We start from the raw sequence: 20,696 nt of genomic DNA on the forward strand, positions 1-20,696 counted from the left end.
ATCTACTTATCTCCTCCCCGGCTGAGCACCAATTGCTGAACAAGCAGAACCACTACTACAAAAAACAGCAGGATAATACTCATAGCTGAAGCCAAGCCGTAATTGTTAAAAGCGAATGCGGTATCGACGACACGCTGCACGTAGGTCTGACTCGCACCGGCAGGTCCGCCTTTGGTCAGGACGAAGGGCAGATCGAACACTTCGAGCGCTCCGGTAACGGTGAGGAACAGATTCAGCTGAATAACAGTCTTCATGTTGGGCAGCGTGATTCTCCACAAGGTCTGGAGCGAACTGGCCCCGTCAATCTTGGAGGCTTCATAAATATCACGTGGAATGGCCTGCAGCGAAGCGATGTAAATGACCATGTTATAGCCCATGAACCGCCAGAGGCCGGTGGAGGCCAGCGAATAGTTGACCAAGGTCTCGGTGCCGAGCCAGCTGGTCTGGCCAAGTCCGGTGAGTCCGATGCTGTTCAGGAACAGGTTGAGCGAGCCGTTGGTGGTGTCAAAAACATATCCGAACATAAAAGCTACGGCGACCCCATTCATAATATAAGGCAGGAAAAGCATGATCCGGAACGCGTTTTTGCCGCGCAGCTTGCTGTTCAGCAACACCGCGAAATAGATCGCAACAATGTTCTGGATGAGGCCCATCACGAAATAAGCGAAGTTATGGGTGAACACCTTGAAGATATCGGGATTGGAGAAGACCTCCTTGTAATTGTCGAGGCCCACCCAGGGCTTCTCGGGGCTGTAGCCGTCCCAATTCGTAAAGCTGTAGTAGACCAGCTTAAGCGCCGGATAATACGTGAACGTCCCCAGCAGTATCAGTGGAATCAGCAGGAACGATACGATAATGATCGTCTTCTGTTTGTTATAGGATAATGTTCCGAACATCGCTAACCCTTCTTTCATCGTAGCCTTGGGAGTATGACAGCAAAATGGATTATCCAGGAAGGCGATAATCCATTCTGCCGGATCAATTAGGGTCTAATGGCCGAGGTCTTTTTTGGCTTTGGCCCAGGCTTTATTCCATTTGTCAAAGACGGTTTGCGGGTCCTTGGCCAATACGAATTCCTGCAGAACAGCCGGTAGGTCAAGCTGTGCCTTGTTGCTGATCTCGGTAACCGTGGCATTGTCCACCGTGCCTTCCTGCAGCACCACTCCGGTCGATTGGAATTCCTTCAGCTGAGGCAATGTGGACTCTTTGCCCTTCAGCGGGGAGATGAAGCCGGCGAAATCCTCGTAGCCTGACTCTTCAATCATCCATTTCACAAAAGCCTTGGCGGCATCCACATGCTTGCTGTCTTTGGCAACGGCATAGAAGAAATCCGGGCTGAGCGGTGCGACAGGTGTGCCGGAATTGTCATAAGGCAATGGGAAGAAGCCTACATTGTCAGAGGTAGTGCCGGCACCGGTGATCTGGTTGATCACCCAGTTGCCCAGGAAGTACATGGCGAATTTGCCGGAAGCGATATCCTTCTTCGATTGCTCCCAGTTGGTGGAGTTGATGTCTTTCTCCAGATAACCCTTTTCGTTAAGCTCTCTGAGCAGACTGAACGATTTGCCGTACCCGTTGTCCATGGTAAAAGGAGTATCACTGCCCAGCTTGTCGTTCGGGAAATCGGCCTTGCCTTCAATGATGCGGGGCACAGCATATACCCAGTCGTTCAGCGGCCATTTATCCTTGAAGTTGGAGGCCAGCGGAATGACACCATTGGCTTTCAGCTTCTCGCAGGCGGCCAGGAAGTCATCCCAGGTCTTCGGCACTTCGGTAATGCCGGCATCGGCAAAGGCTTTTTTGTTATAAACAATGCCTGAAGTGGAGTTCCCTGTGGTAATGCCGTAGAGCTTGCCTTCGAAGGACTTGAAGTCTTTGAAGGTAATTTGATCGTTCAAGCCCAGATCATCCAGCTCTGCGAAATATTTCGGCAGGTCGGAGTTCGGGATCGTAGGGATAAACATGATATCCGGCAGCTCCCCGCTGGCCATTCTTACTTTAGACTGTTGGTTGTAGTCGGTCTGGGAAGCTTCCAGCTCGACCTCAATGTTCGGATATTTCTCATTAAAGCGCTTTAAATATTCGTCGTATTCTTTGCCGATCATGTCTGTGCGGTTGGTCAGGAAGGTGATTTTGCCGCTGATGTCGGCACCGCCCGCAGCCGGTTCTTTTGTGGCTTCAGCGGGAGCATTCGTTGCAGTTTCGGGAGCCGTTGTAGCTACAGGCTGCTCAGTTGCTGCAGCGCCAGTATTGTTATTGTTGTTTGAACCACAGCCGGTAAGGGCTGTTGATAAGGAAAGTGCCATAACAAAAGATAACGAAAATAACTTGTTTCTCATTGAGTTTTCCCCTTTTCGCTTATTTGTTAGCGTTTACATGAATATTATAGCGCGATATCAGTAGTTATTAAATGGATTCAATTATTATTTATTGTCTTTATTTGTTTTCTTTAAGAGGGTATAATTAGCGGGTAAATAACGATAAGATAACAAAACACAAGGAAATACAGCAAACTCAACTAAGTATCCTTCAGGAGGTATCATGAAAACAATCAAGCTAGAGAACTGGGAATTTAGAGCCTGTGACAATGAAACGTGGCTTCCGGCGGTTGTGCCGGGAACCGTACACACTGATCTGCTGCGCAATGAACTCATTTCGCAACCTTTCATTGGAAAGAACGAGCACGAACTGCAATGGATCGACAAGATAGAATGGGAGTACAGAAGCAAACTGCGGCTGGAAAAGGATTGGCAGAGTCTGGCTATTACGGAACTGGTCTTTGCGGGTCTGGACACCTATGCCGATGTTTATGTGAATCAGGTCCATGTGCTGTCAGCAGACAACATGTTCCGGTCCTGGACTGTAAACGTCAAAGGCCTGCTGGCAGCTGGTGATAATGAGATTCTTGTAAGATTCCGTTCTGTGGTTAAGGAAGACCTGCCTAAGCTGGCTCAGCTGGGTTATGATCTGCCGGCCCCTAATGATCAATCAGAGCTGGGCGGACTTGAGGCGAAACGGATTAGTGTGTTTGCGCGCAAAGCCCCATATCATTATGGCTGGGACTGGGGCCCGAGACTTCTGACCAGCGGAATCTGGCGGGAGGCTGTGCTGCAAGGCCGGGATACTGCAGTAATTACGGATCTCTATATCCGTCAGAATGCAGTCAAGCAGGAAGAGGCGCGGCTTACGGCTGTCGTGGAAGTGGACACGCCGGAGGTGTGGGAGGGCATGCTGCGGATCACTGCGGAAGGACAGGAATGGATGCAAACGGTTACTCTTCCTTCTGGCAAGCGTACAGTGGAACTGGAGCTCGTAATTGATCATCCGCGCCTGTGGTGGTGCAATGGACTAGGAGCGCCTGAATTAACCTCAATCCAGGCGGAGCTGCTGCAGAGCGGGACGGCAGTAGACCGTGCTGAAGTGACCACCGGACTGCGGGAGATCAAGCTGATCCGCAAACCGGATGACCGGGGCGCTTCGTTTCATTTTGAGCTGAACGGTGTTCCGGTGTTCGCCAAGGGCGCAAACCATATTCCGAACGATAGCTTCATCACGGAAGTAACTGAGGAACGCTACCGGCACGAGATCGCGACAGCGGTAGAGTCGAACATGAACATGCTGCGGGTGTGGGGCGGCGGGATTTATGAGGAAGAGCCCTTTTATCGGCTGTGTGATGAGTATGGGCTGTTGGTTTGGCAGGATTTCATGTTTGCCTGCAGCATGTACCCGGGAGATGAGTCTTTTCTTGATAATGTGCGGAAAGAAGCGGAATACAACGTGCGCAGATTACGCAATCACCCCTGCATCGCCCTGTGGTGCGGCAACAATGAGATTGACTCTGCCTGGTCTCATTATGAGGACGATAAGGGCTGGGGCTGGAAAGAAGGCTACAGCAGCGAAATCCGCGAGACGCTCTGGGGTTATTACGAGGAGATCTTCCACCGTATTCTGCCGGAAGCGGTAGCGGCCTATCATCCGGGTGCCGATTACTGGCCATCCTCTCCGCTGCGTGAGCTTACTAAGGATATAAACCAGCATGCAACACGGATCATGGGTGAGGGAGATATTCATTACTGGGGCGTGTGGCACGGGATGGAGCCTTTTGAGAATTATAACGTCAAGGTGGGCCGCTTCATGAGCGAATACGGCTTTCAGTCCTTCCCTGAGCTGAAATCAGTGCTGAGTTACGCGGAGGAAGCGGATATGGAGCTGGAATCTGAAGTCATGCTGGCGCACCAGAAGAACGGACGCGGCAATCTGCTTATTAAAGAATATATGGACATCTATCTGCCGCAGCCTAAGGACTTCAGGTCATTCCTGTATATGAGCCAGATTCTTCAGGCGGAGGCGATGAGAATCGCGATTGAGAGCCATAGAAGAAACAAGCCTTATTGCATGGGCACCTTGTATTGGCAGATGAACGACTGCTGGCCGGTAGCCTCTTGGGCGAGCATGGATTACTACGGACGTTGGAAAGCACTGCAATATACCGTGCGCCGAAGCTTCCAGGATGTCCTGCTCTCCATTGAAGAGATGGACGGGGTGAACCTGCAAGTACATGCCGTTTCAGATCTTCGGAAGCCGCTGGCTGGTGAACTGGTACTCCGGCTGCATGATTTCAGCGGTTCGCTATTGCGGGAATGGAAGCAGCCGGTTCAGCTGGAGGCCGATTCGGCGGCGGTGGTATTTACAGTGCCGACTGCGGAATTACTGGAGGGCTGCGATCCATGCCAAGTGGTGTTGCTGGCTTCTCTAATGGCGGATGGCTCTCTACTGGAGCGGAAGGAGCACTACTTCGATGTGGGCAAGGACATCAAGCTTAGCCGGCCGGTTCTAACGGTAACGGAGATTCCGGGCAGCGTGGGCTTTATGGTCAGCAGCGACGTGCTGGCCAGAGGGGTGTATCTGACAGCCGAAGAGGAAGGCGTCTTCTCGGACAACTTCTTCGATCTGCTTCCGGGCGAGCCGAAGACGGTACAGTTTATGCTGCGGGGCAATCGAGAGCAGGCCTTCATACCGGCTGCGCCGAAGGGGCTTGAGATTCGTTCGATGGCTGACTATGTACAGGAAGATTTACTGGGCTAAAAAAATTAGAGAGAAGGAAGCGGACCGTGGCAATTTGGATACAGGAAGACAAGGGAACCTTTCATTTACAAAGCAAGGGTATGAGTTATATTATCAGCCTGGTCAATAACTATCCGGTGCATGTATATTGGGGCAAAAAACTGCGCCAGGACGGCAATCTGGACGGACTGCCGCATCTGGCGGGCAACACCGCCCTGGACCGGCTTCCGCAGGAATATCCGCAGTACGGCACGGGAGATTTCCGCGTGCCGGCCTATCAGGTCAAGCTGGGAGACGGCACGCGGATTACCGAGCTGCGCTACAGCGGATACCGGGTGTTGCCGGGCAAACCGAAGCTTGCAGGGCTTCCGGCGGTGTACGTTGAGTCTCCGGAGGAAGCGGATACGCTGGAGCTTGTCCTGCGCGACGATTATGCGTCGCTGAACGTTATATTGCGCTATACCGTCTACCGCGACACGGATGTCATCACCCGTTCGGTAGAATTCGTGAACGACGGCCCGGCCGCGCTTGAGCTGCTGCGCGCGCTGAGCGCCTCTGTCGATTTCCCGGAAGACGGCGAGTTTGATCTGATCTATCTGTCCGGCGGCTGGTCCCGGGAAGCGAACCTGACCCGCAGACGCCTGGTGCAGGGTACCACGGCGCTCCAGTCCCGCCGCGGAATGAGCAGCCATCAGCACAATCCGTTTGCCGCGCTGGCCAAGCCCGGTGCAGATGAGCACCAGGGTGAGGTATACGGCTTCTCGCTGGTCTACAGCGGCGGATTCGCGGCTGAAGCCGAGGTGGACGCCTTCGGCGCGACCCGTCTCTGCATTGGCCTGAATCCCTTTGATTTCTCCTGGCATCTGGCTGCAGGAGAAAGCTTCCAGACCCCCGAAGCCGTTATGGTCTACTCGGATGAAGGACTCGGGGGCATGTCGCGGATTTACCACCGCCTGTACCGCACCCGCTTGGTGAGGGGGATGTACCGCGACAAGGAGCGGCCGATTCTGGTGAACAACTGGGAGGCGACCTATTTCAATTTCGATGCCGACAAGCTGGTGGAGATCGCCGCCGAAGGCTCGAAGCTGGGCATCGAGCTGTTTGTGCTAGACGACGGCTGGTTCGGCAAGCGCGATTCCGACAACTCTTCGCTCGGCGACTGGACCGAGGACCTGCGTAAGCTACCGGGCGGACTGGCAGATGTAGCGAAGCGGGTCAACGACCTTGGCATGCAATTCGGCCTGTGGGTGGAGCCGGAAATGATCTCGCCGGACAGCGAGCTGTACCGCGCCCATCCGGACTGGTGCCTTCATGTGCCGGGACGCCGCCGCACCGAAGCCCGCTGGCAGCTCGTGCTGGACTTCACCCGTGAGGAGGTCCGGCAGTACATCTATGATGCGCTGAGCCGGATCTTCTCCACCGTGCCGGTCTCTTATGTCAAATGGGATATGAACCGCAATCTGACGGAGATCGGCTCGGCCTGCCTGCCGGCTGAGCGCCAGGGGGAAACCGCTCACCGCTATGTGCTGGGCCTGTATGAGCTGATTGAGCGCCTGACAACGGACTTCCCGCATATTCTGTTCGAGAGCTGCTCCAGCGGCGGCGGCCGCTTCGATCCGGGCCTGCTCTACTACATGCCGCAGACCTGGACCAGCGACGACACCGACGCTGCGGAACGCCTGAAGATCCAGTACGGCACCAGCCTGGTGTATCCGGTCAGCTCGATGGGCGCGCATGTCTCGGCAGTTCCGAATCACCAGGTCGGACGTGTCACGCCGCTGTCCTTCCGTGGGGATGTGGCCATGTCCGGCAACTTCGGTTATGAGCTTGACCTGACGAAGTTCACGGATGAGGAGAAGGAGCTGGTGAAAGAGCAGGTAGCGAATTACAAGGGAATTCGCGGCCTTGTGCAGCAGGGTAACCTGTACCGGCTGCAGAGTCCGTTCGAGGGCAACGAGACGGCCTGGATGTTCGTCTCGGACGATCAGCGAGAGGCGCTGGTGTATTACTTCCGGGTAATGGCCGTGCCTTACCCGCCGCGCCGGACGCTGAAGCTCCGGGGATTGAACCCGCACATCGACTACTCGGTGCAAGGCAGCGGCGAGGTCTATGGCGGCGACCGGCTGATGCAGGCCGGGCTGGCGCTGCCGGACATCCAGCAAGACTACGTCAGCGGATGCTATCGGTTGAGCGCACGGCTATAGGACAGGTTGGAGCACAGCCCAACCGGGGAGGCTGTGCTGTGCGCGAAGGAATAGCGGGATTTGTTATTGATCCCGTGAATTCCGGTCGGCGCGGGTGAGGGCGCAGAAAATATTAGTCTGAATTGGTTTGTGAGAACTTGCATAAGGGCTGGAATTATTACTAATGTTAGGCTTAATCTGCTGAGGTATAGTGTAGAACAGATTGTAAAAGTAACCTGATTTGTTTAATTATATAAGATGAACTTAAGAATGGAGTAGTGGAGTTGCCAGAAAGCCTGCTACATAGAGCTTCCTGGCAACTTCGCATGTCACATTCTTAAGTTCACGTTCTATAGTTGTTAATAATATGAAGAGTGGGAATATCGCAAAGTACTGCGCCTGACAGCGACTAGGAGAACCTGAGTTTGTTGGAAGCTGATCTTCGCAGGACTGGATTCTGGCAGTTCTTGAAGGCTTGCGGGTAACTTCAATGCCGGATTACATGAGATAAACTTATGTGATTTTTTACATTTGTAGAGCAGTGGGATGAGTAGCCATCAGTTGAATCCTTTTGCAACGTGTGGACTGGTTAAATAAATCAAGGAGGTTACAATTCAGACGCTGTGAGCATCTGAAATATCCCGTGGACCGTTCGGAGTAATTAGATGTGAAAGTGGTTACTACTTAGTAGGTCAGCAAGGAATTAGAGGGGATTTCTACTACTAGTATTTTCAATATAATGCTCACAATGCCATGAACGAACCTATGAAACCTACACGTAGCCAAGTCTATTATATTCTCATCGTACTGCGCCTTAATTCGTAAAGAGAAATAACCCTCAGGAATTCAAATTCCCTCAGGGTTATTTTTTATACGATTATGATAATTGCGTTTAGTTACTTCTCCAATTACCTGTAATAAGTACGGGGCCTTGGAATAAGCCTGTACTAAATTGTAAATGTACACTTGATCCTGACAATTGTGGACTATCAATATCTCCATAAGTAACGCTAGAGGTTACTCCGTCTTTCCAACTACCGTTTCCATTGGGGGATTCAGTGCGTACATCTAGTGATGCTCCACCTGTTGAGTTAATCTGTAATCCTGCATTTGCTCCTGAAGTAGTTTTTGTTTGAGATCCAGTTTCACCTTCAGAGTTATTTACATTATTTCCAGGTACTTTTAAATCAAATGATTGGTAAGTCGTTCCAAATGTTACATATTCAGTATCGGCCAAAGCAACAGAGAGTCCACTTGTTAATAAAATTGCTGCTACTAAACTACTTGAAATAATTTTACTTTTCTTGAACATTATTTAAAATCATCTCCTTTTTTTAATTACATCCATAATTATACATGACAAATTATAGGGAAATAACCCCTTTTTTAAAATATTTATTTATGGTATATTGAAAGAGTTGTTAAATATTAGTATTATATTTTAAAAATGTAAGTTGCATAGAGAGGAAGAGATGAATGCTTAAAGAAGCAATGCAGGAAGTTAGAAGCAAGATTACGCCTAAGTTTCTAATTTTATCACTTTTGTTGATTGTCGCTATAATTTCTTCTGCCGTATACAGGAGCCAAAACTATGAATTAAGAGATGGACTTAATTTTTTCACATTTACATTGGACGGAACATTGCCTATTTCTTTTCCGATTATTACCGTTTTGGTATACGCAGCTTCGTTCTCTGAGGAAGTTCATCATCGGTTTCTAACCTACACCCGTATGCGCAGGCCAATTATAGAAACGATTTATATCAAACTGATAGCCAATGTAATACTTACATGTCTGTTCTTTTTTATTTTGGTTTATGTTTGTTTTACATTTGCTTATTATATTGAGCCATTATTGGGAATCGCAAAATATGATCCGGAAGGTTACGGTTTGACACAAGAAAACATAGCAGCAGACACGTACACCCGTCATACTTTTACACAACTTCTTCGGTATGGCACTTTTACTTACAGCATCTTATATTCGCTTTGGGTGGGAATAAACGCTGCCGTATACTCGGCGATCAGCTTTTGTCTGGTGATTCTGCTTAAGAACCGTTTTCTGGCCCTGTCTCTGCCTTATATCACTTATATAGTAGTTACACTATCGTTCGCATCATTGGGTTTAAATACCTATCGGCCCACTTATGCTCTGTTTCCATTTGATTACATGCAAAGCCCGATTTGGACTGCATGTGTACCCTTCCTTGTTCTTGCAGGAACTCTAGCACTGCTAATCTTATACCTTAGACCAACCCTCTCGAAGGCAGATAGCTTAATATGAGGTATAGGAGAAAATTGCTTGATGAAATGCAAACATGGAAGTGGTCCTTTTTATTCATTTTAATCTTTGTTTTTGCCTGGAGTGCACGGCGGAACTTGCTGGAATCCTCGCTGTTTATTAAATCAGGGATCAATCAATGGGATATGTTCATTGGTATCACCGGTGACCCATTTATGCTGCTGTATTTGATTCTCCCGGTCACTCTGTTGTTATCCTGTCTAAGCATCAGAGACACCCACCATACAAGCTCGCTGATCCGTGTGCAAAGCTGGCAGAAGTGGGTCCTCTATTCAGTTAAAAATTTCAGTCCGGTCATTTTAGTCACTGTCATCTTGCTTGCAATTACCTCTCTGATCATGACGGCTGGATTACCTTATGAGAGTAGCTGGAGTTCTTTTAGTAAAGTAGAGCTAACCACTTTTAACTATATGAGTTCCTTCTCTTATCAGTCTAATTTGTCACCCTTTGCAGTTCTTATTGTTCAGCTATGCTTGCTTATTTTATTTTTTCTGGTGATGCATGCAGTGAATTCTGCCATTTACCTTTATTTTGTCAATCTGCTTTTTTTGGGAGCATTCAGTTTTGCTGTCTTGTTATATTCTTTGATTTCCTTTCGATATTTTCCGGATTATCCAAGTCTAATTGCATTTAATTATATGAGCTTTCCATCAAGCTATGGAACGTATCATCAGGTTTATCCGGCATTTATATGTTTGATTGGAGCTCTAATCTTATCTATTTATGGTATTCCGCTCTTAAAAAAATGGAGTTTGGTACCCATACAAATGTGGTTTAAAAATTATTATCCGTATGTAATCTACACCATGTTATGTCTGCTGGGCATCGCCAGTCCGCAGCTAACGCTGGCAACACAATCAGTGACGGTATGGGATACGCTATATCTTCGTTTCTATGGTATATCACCAGAGGGAAGTTTTTCTTTAATATCTTTCCTATTTTATGTAGTGGTAACTAACGGTTTTGTATATTTGTTTCAGGTTTACATTACAGATTATTTATCCGGCCGTTTCTATTACATGGTCATTCGCTATTCTTCAACATACCGCTGGTTCGCTTCTTTAGGGAGTAGGCTTGGACTGTGGGCGGCGTTATGGCTTGCATGCTTAATGATGCTAACGATCAGCAGCGGACTAATCTTTGGACAATCCATCAATCCACTGGTTACGGTACAAACTAATGTCAGTATGAGTCAGATTATGTATCATTTTCTGATCAACGGTTGGTTGCAGATTTTAAATGGAGTACTACTTGTATTTCTCATTGCCTGGGTATTTACCGAGGTCACTATGGGCCTTATAGCATTGGCAGTACTAGTACTTGCCGCTCTACCAATGATTAATGTTGGAGGCTGGCTACCCGCTGGTCTGAGCAGTATGGGGTATTTAAACGGCCAATGGGAAGATGTACTTAGAATTACCGGACTGCTTCTTATAACGTTATTATTTCAATTAAGCTTGATTCTGCTAGTGATCAGGAACAAGGATATAGCATTCCATTAATACAGAACAGGGGATGAGAAGATGAAGCTGATCGAAATGGCTAATGTGAGTAAATCATTTAAAGGTAATCTATTGTTAAGCGAGGTGAACGCGACTTTTGAGCAAGGTAAGATTTATGGAATTACAGGTCCGAATGGTTCGGGCAAATCGGTCCTGTTCAAGTTAATTTGTGGGTTCATCAAGCCGGATCACGGAGAAGTGTGGATTCATCCCGATTACCGTATGAAGAATAGTGATTTCCCCAGTAACTTTGGAATTATTATTGACCGTCCTGGTTATTTGGCGGGGCAGACCGGCTTTGAAAATTTAAGAAGATGGGCAGAGATTCAGCATAAAATTAGCGACAGGGAGATTCAAAATACGATGCGTCTTGTAGGATTAGATCCTGCTGCCCGTCAAAAGATGAGAAGCTATTCTCTGGGAATGAAACAAAAGATCGCGCTGGCCCAGGCCATTATGGAGAAACAGGAAGTGCTGATTCTGGATGAACCCTTCAACGCTCTGGACAGTGATAGTGTAAAATCTGTACGTGAACTGCTCCTGAGCTATAAACAAGAGGGTAGAACCATACTGTTAACGAGTCATAACCAGGAAGATATTGATCTGCTGTGTGATCAGGTATTTAAAATCCGCAGACAAATGCTGGAGGTTGTTTACACATTGACTTGAAGAGGCCTCGCCCCTATGATGATTAATAACTATATAAGATGAACTTAAGAATGGGGTAGTGGAGTTGCCAGGAAACCTGATGCTTAGGCTTCTGGCAACTCCGTATGTAACATTCTTAAGTTCACGTTCTATATAAATGCATCTTAAGGGGAGAAACAGCGTGGCTATGGAGATTGAACGCAAATTTCTGCTGCCGGAGTATCCGCAGCAGCTGATCAATGAAGGGGCGCTGCGTATTATAACGCGCCACAGTATTGACCAGACTTATCTGGCGATTGACGGCGGCCAGGAGCTGAGAGTGCGCAAGATTACGGATCTCGATACAGGAGAGATCACGTTTACGCATACGTTTAAGGATGGCAAGGGAATCAGCCGCGAAGAGATTGAATATGGCATCTCGGCAGGTCTGTATAACCAGATGATCGAAGCCGTCAAGGCAATCCCCCTCGTCAAGGAGCGCATTACGGGCGAGTGGAACGGAGTTACCGTGGAGATTGATCTGTACACCCAGCTGGAACTATCGGTGCTTGAGGTGGAATTTGAGTCGCTGGAGGCCGCAGTAAGCTTCGTAGCGCCGGAGTGGTTCGGTGAGGATGTCAGCACAGAGCGACAGTACAGCAACAAGACGGTTTGGAAAGCCCTCCAGAGTCAAAAAGCTTAGGTTCGAGCGTATGCAGGCCTAGTTCTACACAGACAATTCACGGACTTTAACGCGTAAACGTGGTACTATAAGATGAACTTAAGAAGGAAAAAGTGGAGTGTTCAGAATGCCTGATGGATCAGACGTTCTGAACACTCCGAAGTTAACCTTCTTAAGTTCATGTTCTATATATAGCTTAAATAACACAGGGGTTTAGGAGGATGAGTATGAAATTTATAAGCACAAGAGGCAATGTGGAGCCGAAGGGCTTTATCGATACGGTTCTGATGGGACTGGCGGATGATGGCGGGCTGATGGTGCCATCCGAGATTCCGCAGGTCTCGGCAGCTACGCTTGCGGAATGGAGAACGCTCAGCTACCAGGAGCTGTTCCTGAAGATTGTTACCCTATATACCAATGACGAGATTCCATATGAGGATCTGAAGCAGATGGCTTATACCAGCTACGGCAATTTCCGCGCGCCGGAAGTGACGCCTCTTCATAAGGTAAGTGATTCGCTGCATGTGCTGGAGCTGTTCCACGGGCCGACCTTTGCCTTCAAGGACGTGGCCCTGCAGTTTATGGGTGAGCTGTATTCCTATATTTCCAAAAAACGCGGCGAGATCATCCACATCCTGGGCGCAACCTCAGGCGATACTGGGGCGGCGGCGATCCAGGGCGTGCGCGGCAAGGAAGGCATCAAGATCTGTATTCTGCATCCCCACGGCAAAGTCAGCAAGGTGCAGGAGCTGCAGATGACCACCGTTGATGACAGCAATGTGCTGAACCTGTCGGTGGAAGGCAACTTCGATGATTGCCAGCAGGTGATCAAGGAGCTGTTCGGCGATCTGGACTTCAAGAGCCGGTATCACCTGCGGGCGATTAACTCGATTAACTTCGTGCGGATTCTGGCGCAGACGGTTTACTATTTCTATGCCTACCTGCAGATAGACGGCAGTGCGGACAAGCAGATCAACTTCAGTGTGCCTTCCGGCAACTTCGGCAATATTTTCTCCGGCTATCTGGCCAAAAGAATGGGGCTGCCCATCCGCAAGCTGATGATCGCCACGAACGAAAACAATATTCTGGAGCGCTTCGTGAACACGGGCGAATACAAGCCCGGCGGCTTCACCAGCACCTACAGCCCGTCGATGGACATCCAGGTGGCAAGCAACTTTGAACGTTACCTGTATTATCTTGTGGGCGAAGATTCCGCGAAGCTGTCCGCCTATATGAGCGGGCTGCAGCGTGAGGGGAGTATTACCGTTTCGGGTGCGGACCTGCAGCGGGTGCAGGCGGATTTCTCCGCGCTTGGCGTGAAGAACGCCCAGTGTCTGGAGACCATCACCAAATACAGCGGCGAGAGCGGATATCTGCTCGACCCGCATACGGCCTGCGGCGTTGCCGCCTACGAGGCCTTGGGCGGCCCGGATGAAACTACGATAACGTTCGCTACCGCGCATCCTGCCAAATTTAATGAAGCGATTCAGCTGACGGGTATCGGACAGGAGTTCCCGGCCCCGATTCAGGCACTGTTCGAAATGCCGCAGCATCAGACCTTGGTTGATTACGACAAAGCGGAGATTGTGCGGCAGCTGCAGGCTTTCTACGGCTAAACAAGGCAGCATGAGGCTGAACTAAGCACCTTTGATTCATATAAACGATAAGAACCCCCGTTCTTCAGGTGAAGAATGGGGGTCTTTGCGATGTGCAACGTCCGCTGAAAGGCAGCACGGTGTGTCCGCTGCCATTCAGTCCCCAAAAGGCAGCGATGTCCGGATCACCGCAAATGCTGTGCAACCTGCTGCTGTTCCCTGGCTTTCTCGCAGAAATCCGCGACCTTGTAGGAGACGTAATAGGCCAGCATTTTTTCCGAATCGGAGAAGTCGGTATCCAGCAGTCTGGCGATATGTTCCAGTTTATATCTGAGCGTATTCCGGTGAATATACAGTTCCTCGGAAGCGAGCTGCATATTCCGGTTGTTTTTGAGATAAACAAAAAAGGTGTGGTACAGGGTGGACTGGTGGGTGGCATCGTATTCCTGCAGCATGAGCAATTCGGGATCACGGTATACCTGCGCCTCGCCGGACAGCACATCGGCTGAAAGCAGCTCATAGAGCTGGATATCGGTATAGTACGTCAGCTGCTGCCCGGGGCAGAGAATCTGGCCGATGCGGATTGCGCTTAAGGCTTGCAGGTAGTGTATTCTGCACTGGGTCAGACTGGAGAACATACTGCTGAGACCTATGGTGATGCCGGTCTGGTTGAGAAATTGCTGCAGCGGCTTGCTGCGGACAAGCTCTTTGGAGAGGGTTCCATCATGGATCATCATAATCCGCCCCTCGTAATAGGTGCAGGGACTGCCGGGGAAAAAATGTTGTAAACGCTCTCTTAAATAGTCGTCATAACGACCCGAGCCTTCATAGCGGGTTAGGTCGAACAGCAGCACAAGCAGCTGTGTTCCGAACTTTAAGCCTGCAGACAACATCCGGTCCCGGATGGTGCATAGATCCTGTGGCTGCTGGTCCAGCAGTCCGCAGATGAAATCCTCCACCTTTATATTTTTGGCGTTGCGGTAGTAGCTGCTCTTGCCCATTTCTTCCGCAAGGATGGTGGCGGCAATCGCCAGCAGTTCAGGATCTCTGGGCCGGAAAGGGATCTTGCAGCCGAGCAGCAGGATGTTGCCGATTTGTTTGCCGCCTACATTTATTTTGGAGATCAGCTTGGTATTTGCCGTTTCCTCGCAGGCGACTTCATAGGAGGCATCGGTTTGCTTCCCCCGCCGGACACTTTCCATTCTGTTCACAGCTGCAATAAAGTCATAAGAGCAATAGCCCTTGCGGATATTCTCACGCCATATGTAATCGTCTATATCTTCCTGGCTGGAGTGGGCCACAATCTTGAAGCTTGCGTCAACCACGATAACGGGATTTCCCAGCAGCTCTGCTGCTGTGTTCACAATTGCCGAAAGGCCTGCGCCAGAAATGTATGCCGTGAACAACGATGCGGTGTAATGCTCGATTTCGATTCTTTCACGCTGCAGCTCATTTAAGGTAACATCCATTGGTATCGCCCCCTTGTTATCATAGTGCAATGTGCACTATAAAGAAGTGATTTTTGGCGCTTGTAAATATATTCACAAAGTACCTGGAGCCTTACACTAGAGGTGGAGGTGCTGAGCAGATGAAATATGAGAAACTGTTTGCAGCAGGTGAAATAGGACGTCTTACACTGAAGAACCGGATCGTAATGCCGGCGATGGGCACGTCACTGGCAGCGGCCAGCGGCGAAGCCTCGGACGAAATGATTGCCTTCTATGAAGAACGCGCCGCCGGCGGCTGCGGCCTGATTATTACAGAGATTACCCGGGTGGACAACGAGACGGGTGTGGGAACCCCCAACCAGCTGAACGCAAGCGATCTGCTGTTCGTTCCGCGGCTGGAGAAGCTGGCCAGGGCTGTACACCGCCATGACAGCAAGATTTTTCTCCAGCTCCAGCATCCGGGACGGCAGAATCACGGGCGGCTGATCGGCGGCAAGCAGATTGTGGCTCCAAGCGCGGTTATGTCCTCGGCGATTGGTGAAATGCCCCGGGAGCTGTCTACGGAAGAGGTTGAAGGTCTGGTGCGCAAATTCGTATTCGGCGCGGTGATCGCCCAAACTGCGGGGATCGACGGTGTGGAAATCCACGGAGCCCACGGGTATCTGATTGGACAGTTTCTAAGCCCGTTGACCAATCTGCGGACCGACAAATACGGAGGTTCGCTGGAAGGCAGGATGCTGTTCCTGAGCGAGATCGTTCAAGGAATCAAGCTGGCCTGCGGGGCCGGGTTCCCGGTATCCGTCCGCATCGACGGGGATGAATTTGTTCCCGGGGGCATTGTGCTGGAAGAAGCGTTGCTCACGGCGAAACATCTGGAACAGCTTGGCGTGGACTGCATAAATGTAAGCGCTGGTACCTATGAGTCGTCGAATGCAATCATTGAGCCGATATCCTATCCGCAAGGGTGGAAAAAGCATCTGGCTGCCGCCATGAAGCAGGCCGTTCAAATTCCGGTGATCGCTTGCGACGTGATCCGCAAACCCGATTTTGCGGAGAGCCTGCTCCAGGAGGGAAACACGGATTTCGTGGCACTCGGCAGAGCTCAGCTGGCCGATCCGGAGTGGGGAAACAAAGCGGCTGAAGGCCGGGAGGCTGAAATCAGAACCTGCATCTCCTGCCTGTACTGCATCCAGGAGGTGATGGAGTGCAAGGTCATTAAATGCGCCGTCAATGCGCGGGCAGGACGGGAGCTTGAATTCGCCGAGCCGCCCCGGGATGGCGGCGGCAAGGTTATCGCCGTGATCGGCGGCGGTCCGGCGGGCATGGAGGCAGCGCGGATTCTGGCGCTGCGGGAGTTTAGGCCGGTGCTGTTTGAAGCGCGTGACGTGCTTGGAGGCAGCGTGGAGCTGGGAAGCCGCCCGCCGCTCAAGGAGAAGCTGAACTGGTTCATCGCCAATATGCAGCATCAGCTGGAGCAGTTGAATGTGGATGTCCGGCTCTCGGCGAAACCTACACTGGAGCAGTTGAAGGCTCTGAATCCCTATGCGGTATTTGTCGCCGCCGGGGCAAGGCCAATTGTGCCTGGCATTCCGGGAGTGGACAAGGCAGCAGTCTGCACGGTTGTCGACGTGCTTAGCGGAGCTGTTGAAATCAAGAACAAACGGGCCGTGGTTATCGGCTCCGGCATGACCGGACTGGAGACGGCGGAATATCTGGCCGACCTCGGGAATCAGGTCACAGTAGTGGAAATGCAGAAGCGGGTTGGCCCGGATGCGTATCTTCCGAACCTGATCGACATGGTCACCCGGTTGAAAAAGAGCGGAGTAGAACTGCTGGCATCGACGAAGCTGGTTGAAGTTCAGGATGGAGCCATTGTGCTTGAGAACAGTGCCACGGGTGAAACCTCAGTGAGAGAAGCGGACGCCGTAGTGCTGTCCATTGGAGTTGCGCCTGATCGTTCATTCGCGGAAGAGCTTAAGCAGGCGTTCCCTAAGGTGAAAGTGATTGGCGATGCCGGCAAGCCCGGCAGAATCGGGCAGGCGATTCAGTCCGGCTTCGAGACGGCTTTTGTACTGAACTGATGTTATTTGTAACTCACTGATACTAAATAAAGGAGGGTTCAATGATGGGGAGTTTTGTGAAAAGTTATGCGGATATTCAGAAGTACGGAGGCAGACCAACCACCTTTTATGATGCGGAGATGCTTACGGTGTATTGGGAGACGAAGCCGGAGATTATCGAACGCCTGCTGCCGAAGCCGCTGAAGCCGTCCAGCCGTCCGCTCGTAAATGCGTTTGTGGCCAACTATCCGGCAACGAACTTTTGCCCGCCTTACCGTGAAGCCGGATTGTTCGTGCTGGCCGACTACAACGGTCAACTGGGCAACTATTGCCTGTCGATGCCGATTACGAGCGATATCGGCATGGCGATGGGCCGCGAGGTCTGCGGCCTGCCCAAGAAAATGGCCGATGTCCGCATGACCAGTCTTGATGGTGCCATCGAAGGGGCAATCAACCGGCATGGCGTTGACTTTTTCAGCGTCAATGCCCGTATGGGGGACCGGTTCAATGACGATGGGGCCGGAGGGGTTCTGGAGGAGTTTTACGGCAAGGACATCCCTTTATACAACATCAAGTACGCCAATGCCGTTGACGGAAGCGGTTTCGATCTGCTGCCGGTGCTGGTGACTCAGCGGCTGGTCAGTGATGTCAAGGTGTATAAGGCTGCTGAAGCTTCTATTGTCTTTCAGGAATCTCCGCATGATCCATGGAGCGAGCTTGAAGTTGTGAACATGCTGGGAGCGGTCTATACCGTCAGCACGAATGTGCTGGAGAAAGGCAAGGTGCTGGAGCCGCTGAATCCAATGGAGTTCCTGCCCTATTGTTATCTCCGTTGGGATTGGTGGGAGAACAAGCTGCAGCCGGAGCATGAGGAGGCGTCCGTATAAGTCGGCTTACAAAACTTAGGTGTATGCTTTCGAAGCGGATTTTGTCGAAGGATGTCAAAGAAGCTTAGGCTTACAAAACTTAGGTGTATGCTTTCGAAGATGAGTTTTGTACGAAGGATGTCAAAGAAGCTTAGGCTTACAAAACTTAGGTGTATGCTTTCGAAGCGAGTTTTGTCGAAGGATGTCAAAGAAGCTTAGGCTTACAAAACTTTTAGGAGGAGTTGCGATGAACAATCTTTTTGATTTAACGGGGAAAACAGCGATTGTGGCGGGTGCATCCAGCGGGATCGGTGTGCAGTTTGCAGAAATGCTCGCGGATCAAGGGGCGGATGTGGCTATATTGGCCAGAAGGTATGACAAATTGGCAGCGGTGGCACAGGAGATTGGGGCGAAGTATCCGGAACGCCGGATTATCCCGATTGAATGTGATGTAAGAAAAGAAGAGCAGATTATCGCAGCCGTCCAAAAGGTTATCGCCGAGTTCGGCAAAATTGATATCCTGCTGAACAATGCCGGTGTCGTTGATTCCGTGCCGATTGAGGCGCTGGAGGAGGAGGCCTGGGACCGGGTGCTTGATACCGATCTGAAGGGCGTGTTCCTGATGTCCAAACATGTCATTCGCCATATGAAGGAACGGAAATACGGCCGGATTGTCAATACCGCCTCCATGCTGGGGCTTACCGCTTCGGCTTCCATACCTACACATTCCTATAACGCGGCTAAGGGCGGAGTAATCCATCTGACCCGGGGGGTGGCAGCAACGTATGCGAAGCACGGAATTACTGTCAATGCGATTGGACCGAGCCTGTTCAAAAGCGAAATGACCGAGAACACGCTGTTCACGGAGCAAGCATTGAAAATGTACAACGCCGTATGCCCGATGGGGCGCCCCGGAAATCCCGGTGAGCTGAATGGAGCCGTGCTGTATTTTGCCTCGGATGCTTCCAGCTACACCACCGGACAAACGTTGTTCGTCGACGGAGGCTGGACGGTTATATAATGAAAAGCGGTTTCTGGAAGAGGCACCTGCATTTATGCAGGTGCTTTTATAGGTTTCACGCCATCCATTATCCTTCTATTTCTCGCAGAAACGGATGCCGCCTCTTTCAGAGGACGGCGAAGCCGTTTCTTCTTGAAATATAAGAATGTATAGGTTTCACGCCATCCATTATCCTTCTATTTCACGCAGAAACGGATGCCGCCTCTTTCAGAGGACGGCGAAGCCGTTTCTTCTTGCATACAGTAATTATCGGAATTTGTCGGAAATTTGCCTTAAAAAGTAGACATAGCTACCCTTGAATGAGAAAATAGCAGATAGAGACAGTGAGAACAAAAAAAGGACGGGATATCATCATGACAATTCGATTTGGGGTCATAGGGACAAATTTCATTACTGACCGCTTCGTGCGGGCAGGCTTGGAGAATGAAGAGTTTATCCTGAGCGCGGTGTATTCCCGTACGCAGGAGAAGGGCGAAGCTTTTGCCGAGAAATTTGCCGGTGCGACGATCTACACCAGTCTGGAGCAGCTGGTGGCCAGTCCCGATGTGGACGCGGTGTACATCGCCAGCCCCAACTCGATGCATGCCCAGCAGGCAATTCTCTGCCTGAATCATGGCAAGCATGTGCTCTGCGAGAAGCCGATTGCTTCTAACAGTGCGGAGCTGGCAGCGATGATTGAAGCGGCGCGCAACAACAATGTGCTGCTGATGGAAGCGATGAAATCAACCTTTATGCCTAATTTCAGGATAATCCGCGACAATCTGTACAAGATCGGCCAGGTGCGCCGTTATGTCGCCAGCTATGGACAATATTCCTCCAGATATGACGCCTACCGCCAGGGGACGGTGCTGAATGCTTTTAATCCGGAGTTCTCGAATGGTTCGCTGATGGATCTGGGCATCTATTGTCTGTATCCGATGGTGGTGCTGTTCGGCAAACCGCAGCTGGTGCGTGCGACAGGGCTGATGCTTGCCTCCGGCGTGGACGGTGAAGGCAGCCTGATCATGCAGTACCCGGATATGGAAGCGGTCGTGATGCATTCGAAGATAGCCGATTCCTATCTGCCTGCCGAGATTCAGGGTGAGAACGGCACGCTGGTGATCGACAAGATCAATCAGCCGTACCAGGTCAAAATTCATTACCGCGACGGAACGGTTGAGGAGCTTACCCTGCCGCAGGTGTATGAGCCGATGTATTATGAAATTGAGGAATTTATTAATCTGCTGACAAGCGGCCAGCGTGAGAGCACGGTCAACAGCCATGCCAATTCGATGGCCGTAGCGGAGGTCATGGAGGAAGCGCGGGCGCAGATTGGCTTGCGTTTCACTACAGACTTATAGAACGGAT

General features: G+C 50.6%; 15 protein-coding genes. 11 read left to right on the forward strand and 4 right to left on the reverse strand.

Annotation, left to right across the window (positions count from 1 at the left end):
* Window positions 1-2: 2 nt before the first annotated feature.
* Together B9T62_RS37335 and B9T62_RS37340 are read right to left on the reverse strand one after the other, a co-directional pair.
* On the reverse strand, window positions 3-896 hold the full coding sequence (locus tag B9T62_RS37335; RefSeq protein WP_087919864.1) for a carbohydrate ABC transporter permease: 894 nt from the start codon (window positions 894-896) through the stop codon (window positions 3-5).
* A 93-nt stretch (window positions 897-989) separates the two neighbouring features.
* Window positions 990-2,339 (reverse strand): ABC transporter substrate-binding protein, encoded by a 1,350-nt coding sequence (locus B9T62_RS37340; protein WP_087919865.1) that lies wholly within the window; start codon window positions 2,337-2,339, stop codon window positions 990-992.
* Window positions 2,340-2,541: 202 nt separating this feature from the next.
* Here B9T62_RS37340 and B9T62_RS37345 point away from each other — a divergent pair, with 202 nt between their 5' ends.
* Entirely contained in the window at window positions 2,542-5,085 is a 2,544-nt protein-coding gene (locus B9T62_RS37345; RefSeq protein WP_087919866.1) for a beta-mannosidase, read from the forward strand.
* A gap of 26 nt (window positions 5,086-5,111) precedes the next feature.
* Complete coding sequence (locus B9T62_RS37350; RefSeq protein WP_087919867.1) at window positions 5,112-7,268, forward strand: alpha-galactosidase; 2,157 nt, start codon at window positions 5,112-5,114, stop codon at window positions 7,266-7,268.
* Between the two features lie 871 nt (window positions 7,269-8,139).
* Here B9T62_RS37350 and B9T62_RS39795 read toward each other — a convergent pair.
* Entirely contained in the window at window positions 8,140-8,559 is a 420-nt protein-coding gene (locus B9T62_RS39795; RefSeq protein ID WP_157794165.1) for a hypothetical protein, read from the reverse strand.
* A 164-nt stretch (window positions 8,560-8,723) separates the two neighbouring features.
* On the opposite strand from B9T62_RS39795, the gene B9T62_RS37355 reads away from it, so the two are divergent.
* The 5 genes from B9T62_RS37355 (at window position 8,724) to thrC (ending at window position 13,975) form a co-directional block, all read left to right on the forward strand.
* Window positions 8,724-9,530 (forward strand): ABC transporter permease, encoded by an 807-nt coding sequence (locus B9T62_RS37355; protein ID WP_087919868.1) that lies wholly within the window; start codon window positions 8,724-8,726, stop codon window positions 9,528-9,530.
* Window positions 9,531-9,544: 14 nt separating this feature from the next.
* Window positions 9,545-11,050, forward strand: coding sequence for a hypothetical protein (locus B9T62_RS37360; RefSeq protein WP_157794166.1), 1,506 nt, complete (start codon window positions 9,545-9,547; stop codon window positions 11,048-11,050).
* A 21-nt stretch (window positions 11,051-11,071) separates the two neighbouring features.
* Window positions 11,072-11,719 (forward strand): ATP-binding cassette domain-containing protein, encoded by a 648-nt coding sequence (locus B9T62_RS37365; protein WP_087919870.1) that lies wholly within the window; start codon window positions 11,072-11,074, stop codon window positions 11,717-11,719.
* A 160-nt stretch (window positions 11,720-11,879) separates the two neighbouring features.
* A complete protein-coding gene (locus B9T62_RS37370; protein ID WP_087919871.1) occupies window positions 11,880-12,380 on the forward strand; it encodes a CYTH domain-containing protein in 501 nt (166 codons plus the stop codon).
* 206 nt (window positions 12,381-12,586) lie between these two features.
* The gene (thrC, locus tag B9T62_RS37375; protein WP_087919872.1) at window positions 12,587-13,975 is read left to right on the forward strand and encodes a threonine synthase; all 1,389 of its coding nucleotides are present in this window, start codon (window positions 12,587-12,589) and stop codon (window positions 13,973-13,975) included.
* A gap of 164 nt (window positions 13,976-14,139) precedes the next feature.
* On the opposite strand, the gene B9T62_RS37380 is transcribed toward thrC, so the two are convergent.
* Window positions 14,140-15,423 (reverse strand): PucR family transcriptional regulator, encoded by a 1,284-nt coding sequence (locus tag B9T62_RS37380; RefSeq protein ID WP_087919873.1) that lies wholly within the window; start codon window positions 15,421-15,423, stop codon window positions 14,140-14,142.
* A gap of 119 nt (window positions 15,424-15,542) precedes the next feature.
* Between B9T62_RS37380 and B9T62_RS37385 the strand changes: the two genes are divergently transcribed.
* From B9T62_RS37385 to B9T62_RS37400, 4 genes are all read left to right on the forward strand, one after another.
* Complete coding sequence (locus B9T62_RS37385; protein ID WP_087919874.1) at window positions 15,543-17,483, forward strand: NAD(P)/FAD-dependent oxidoreductase; 1,941 nt, start codon at window positions 15,543-15,545, stop codon at window positions 17,481-17,483.
* Window positions 17,484-17,524: 41 nt separating this feature from the next.
* Entirely contained in the window at window positions 17,525-18,349 is an 825-nt protein-coding gene (locus tag B9T62_RS37390) for an acetoacetate decarboxylase family protein (RefSeq protein WP_087919875.1), read from the forward strand.
* Between the two features lie 226 nt (window positions 18,350-18,575).
* Window positions 18,576-19,349, forward strand: a complete 774-nt coding sequence (locus tag B9T62_RS37395; protein WP_087919876.1) for an SDR family NAD(P)-dependent oxidoreductase — start codon at window positions 18,576-18,578, stop codon at window positions 19,347-19,349.
* A gap of 353 nt (window positions 19,350-19,702) precedes the next feature.
* The gene (locus B9T62_RS37400; RefSeq protein ID WP_087919877.1) at window positions 19,703-20,689 is read left to right on the forward strand and encodes a Gfo/Idh/MocA family protein; all 987 of its coding nucleotides are present in this window, start codon (window positions 19,703-19,705) and stop codon (window positions 20,687-20,689) included.
* Window positions 20,690-20,696 lie beyond the last annotated feature (7 nt).

Origin of the sequence: Paenibacillus donghaensis, from assembly GCF_002192415.1 — a bacterium.
Taxonomy (GTDB): domain Bacteria; phylum Bacillota; class Bacilli; order Paenibacillales; family Paenibacillaceae; genus Paenibacillus_AQ; species Paenibacillus_AQ donghaensis.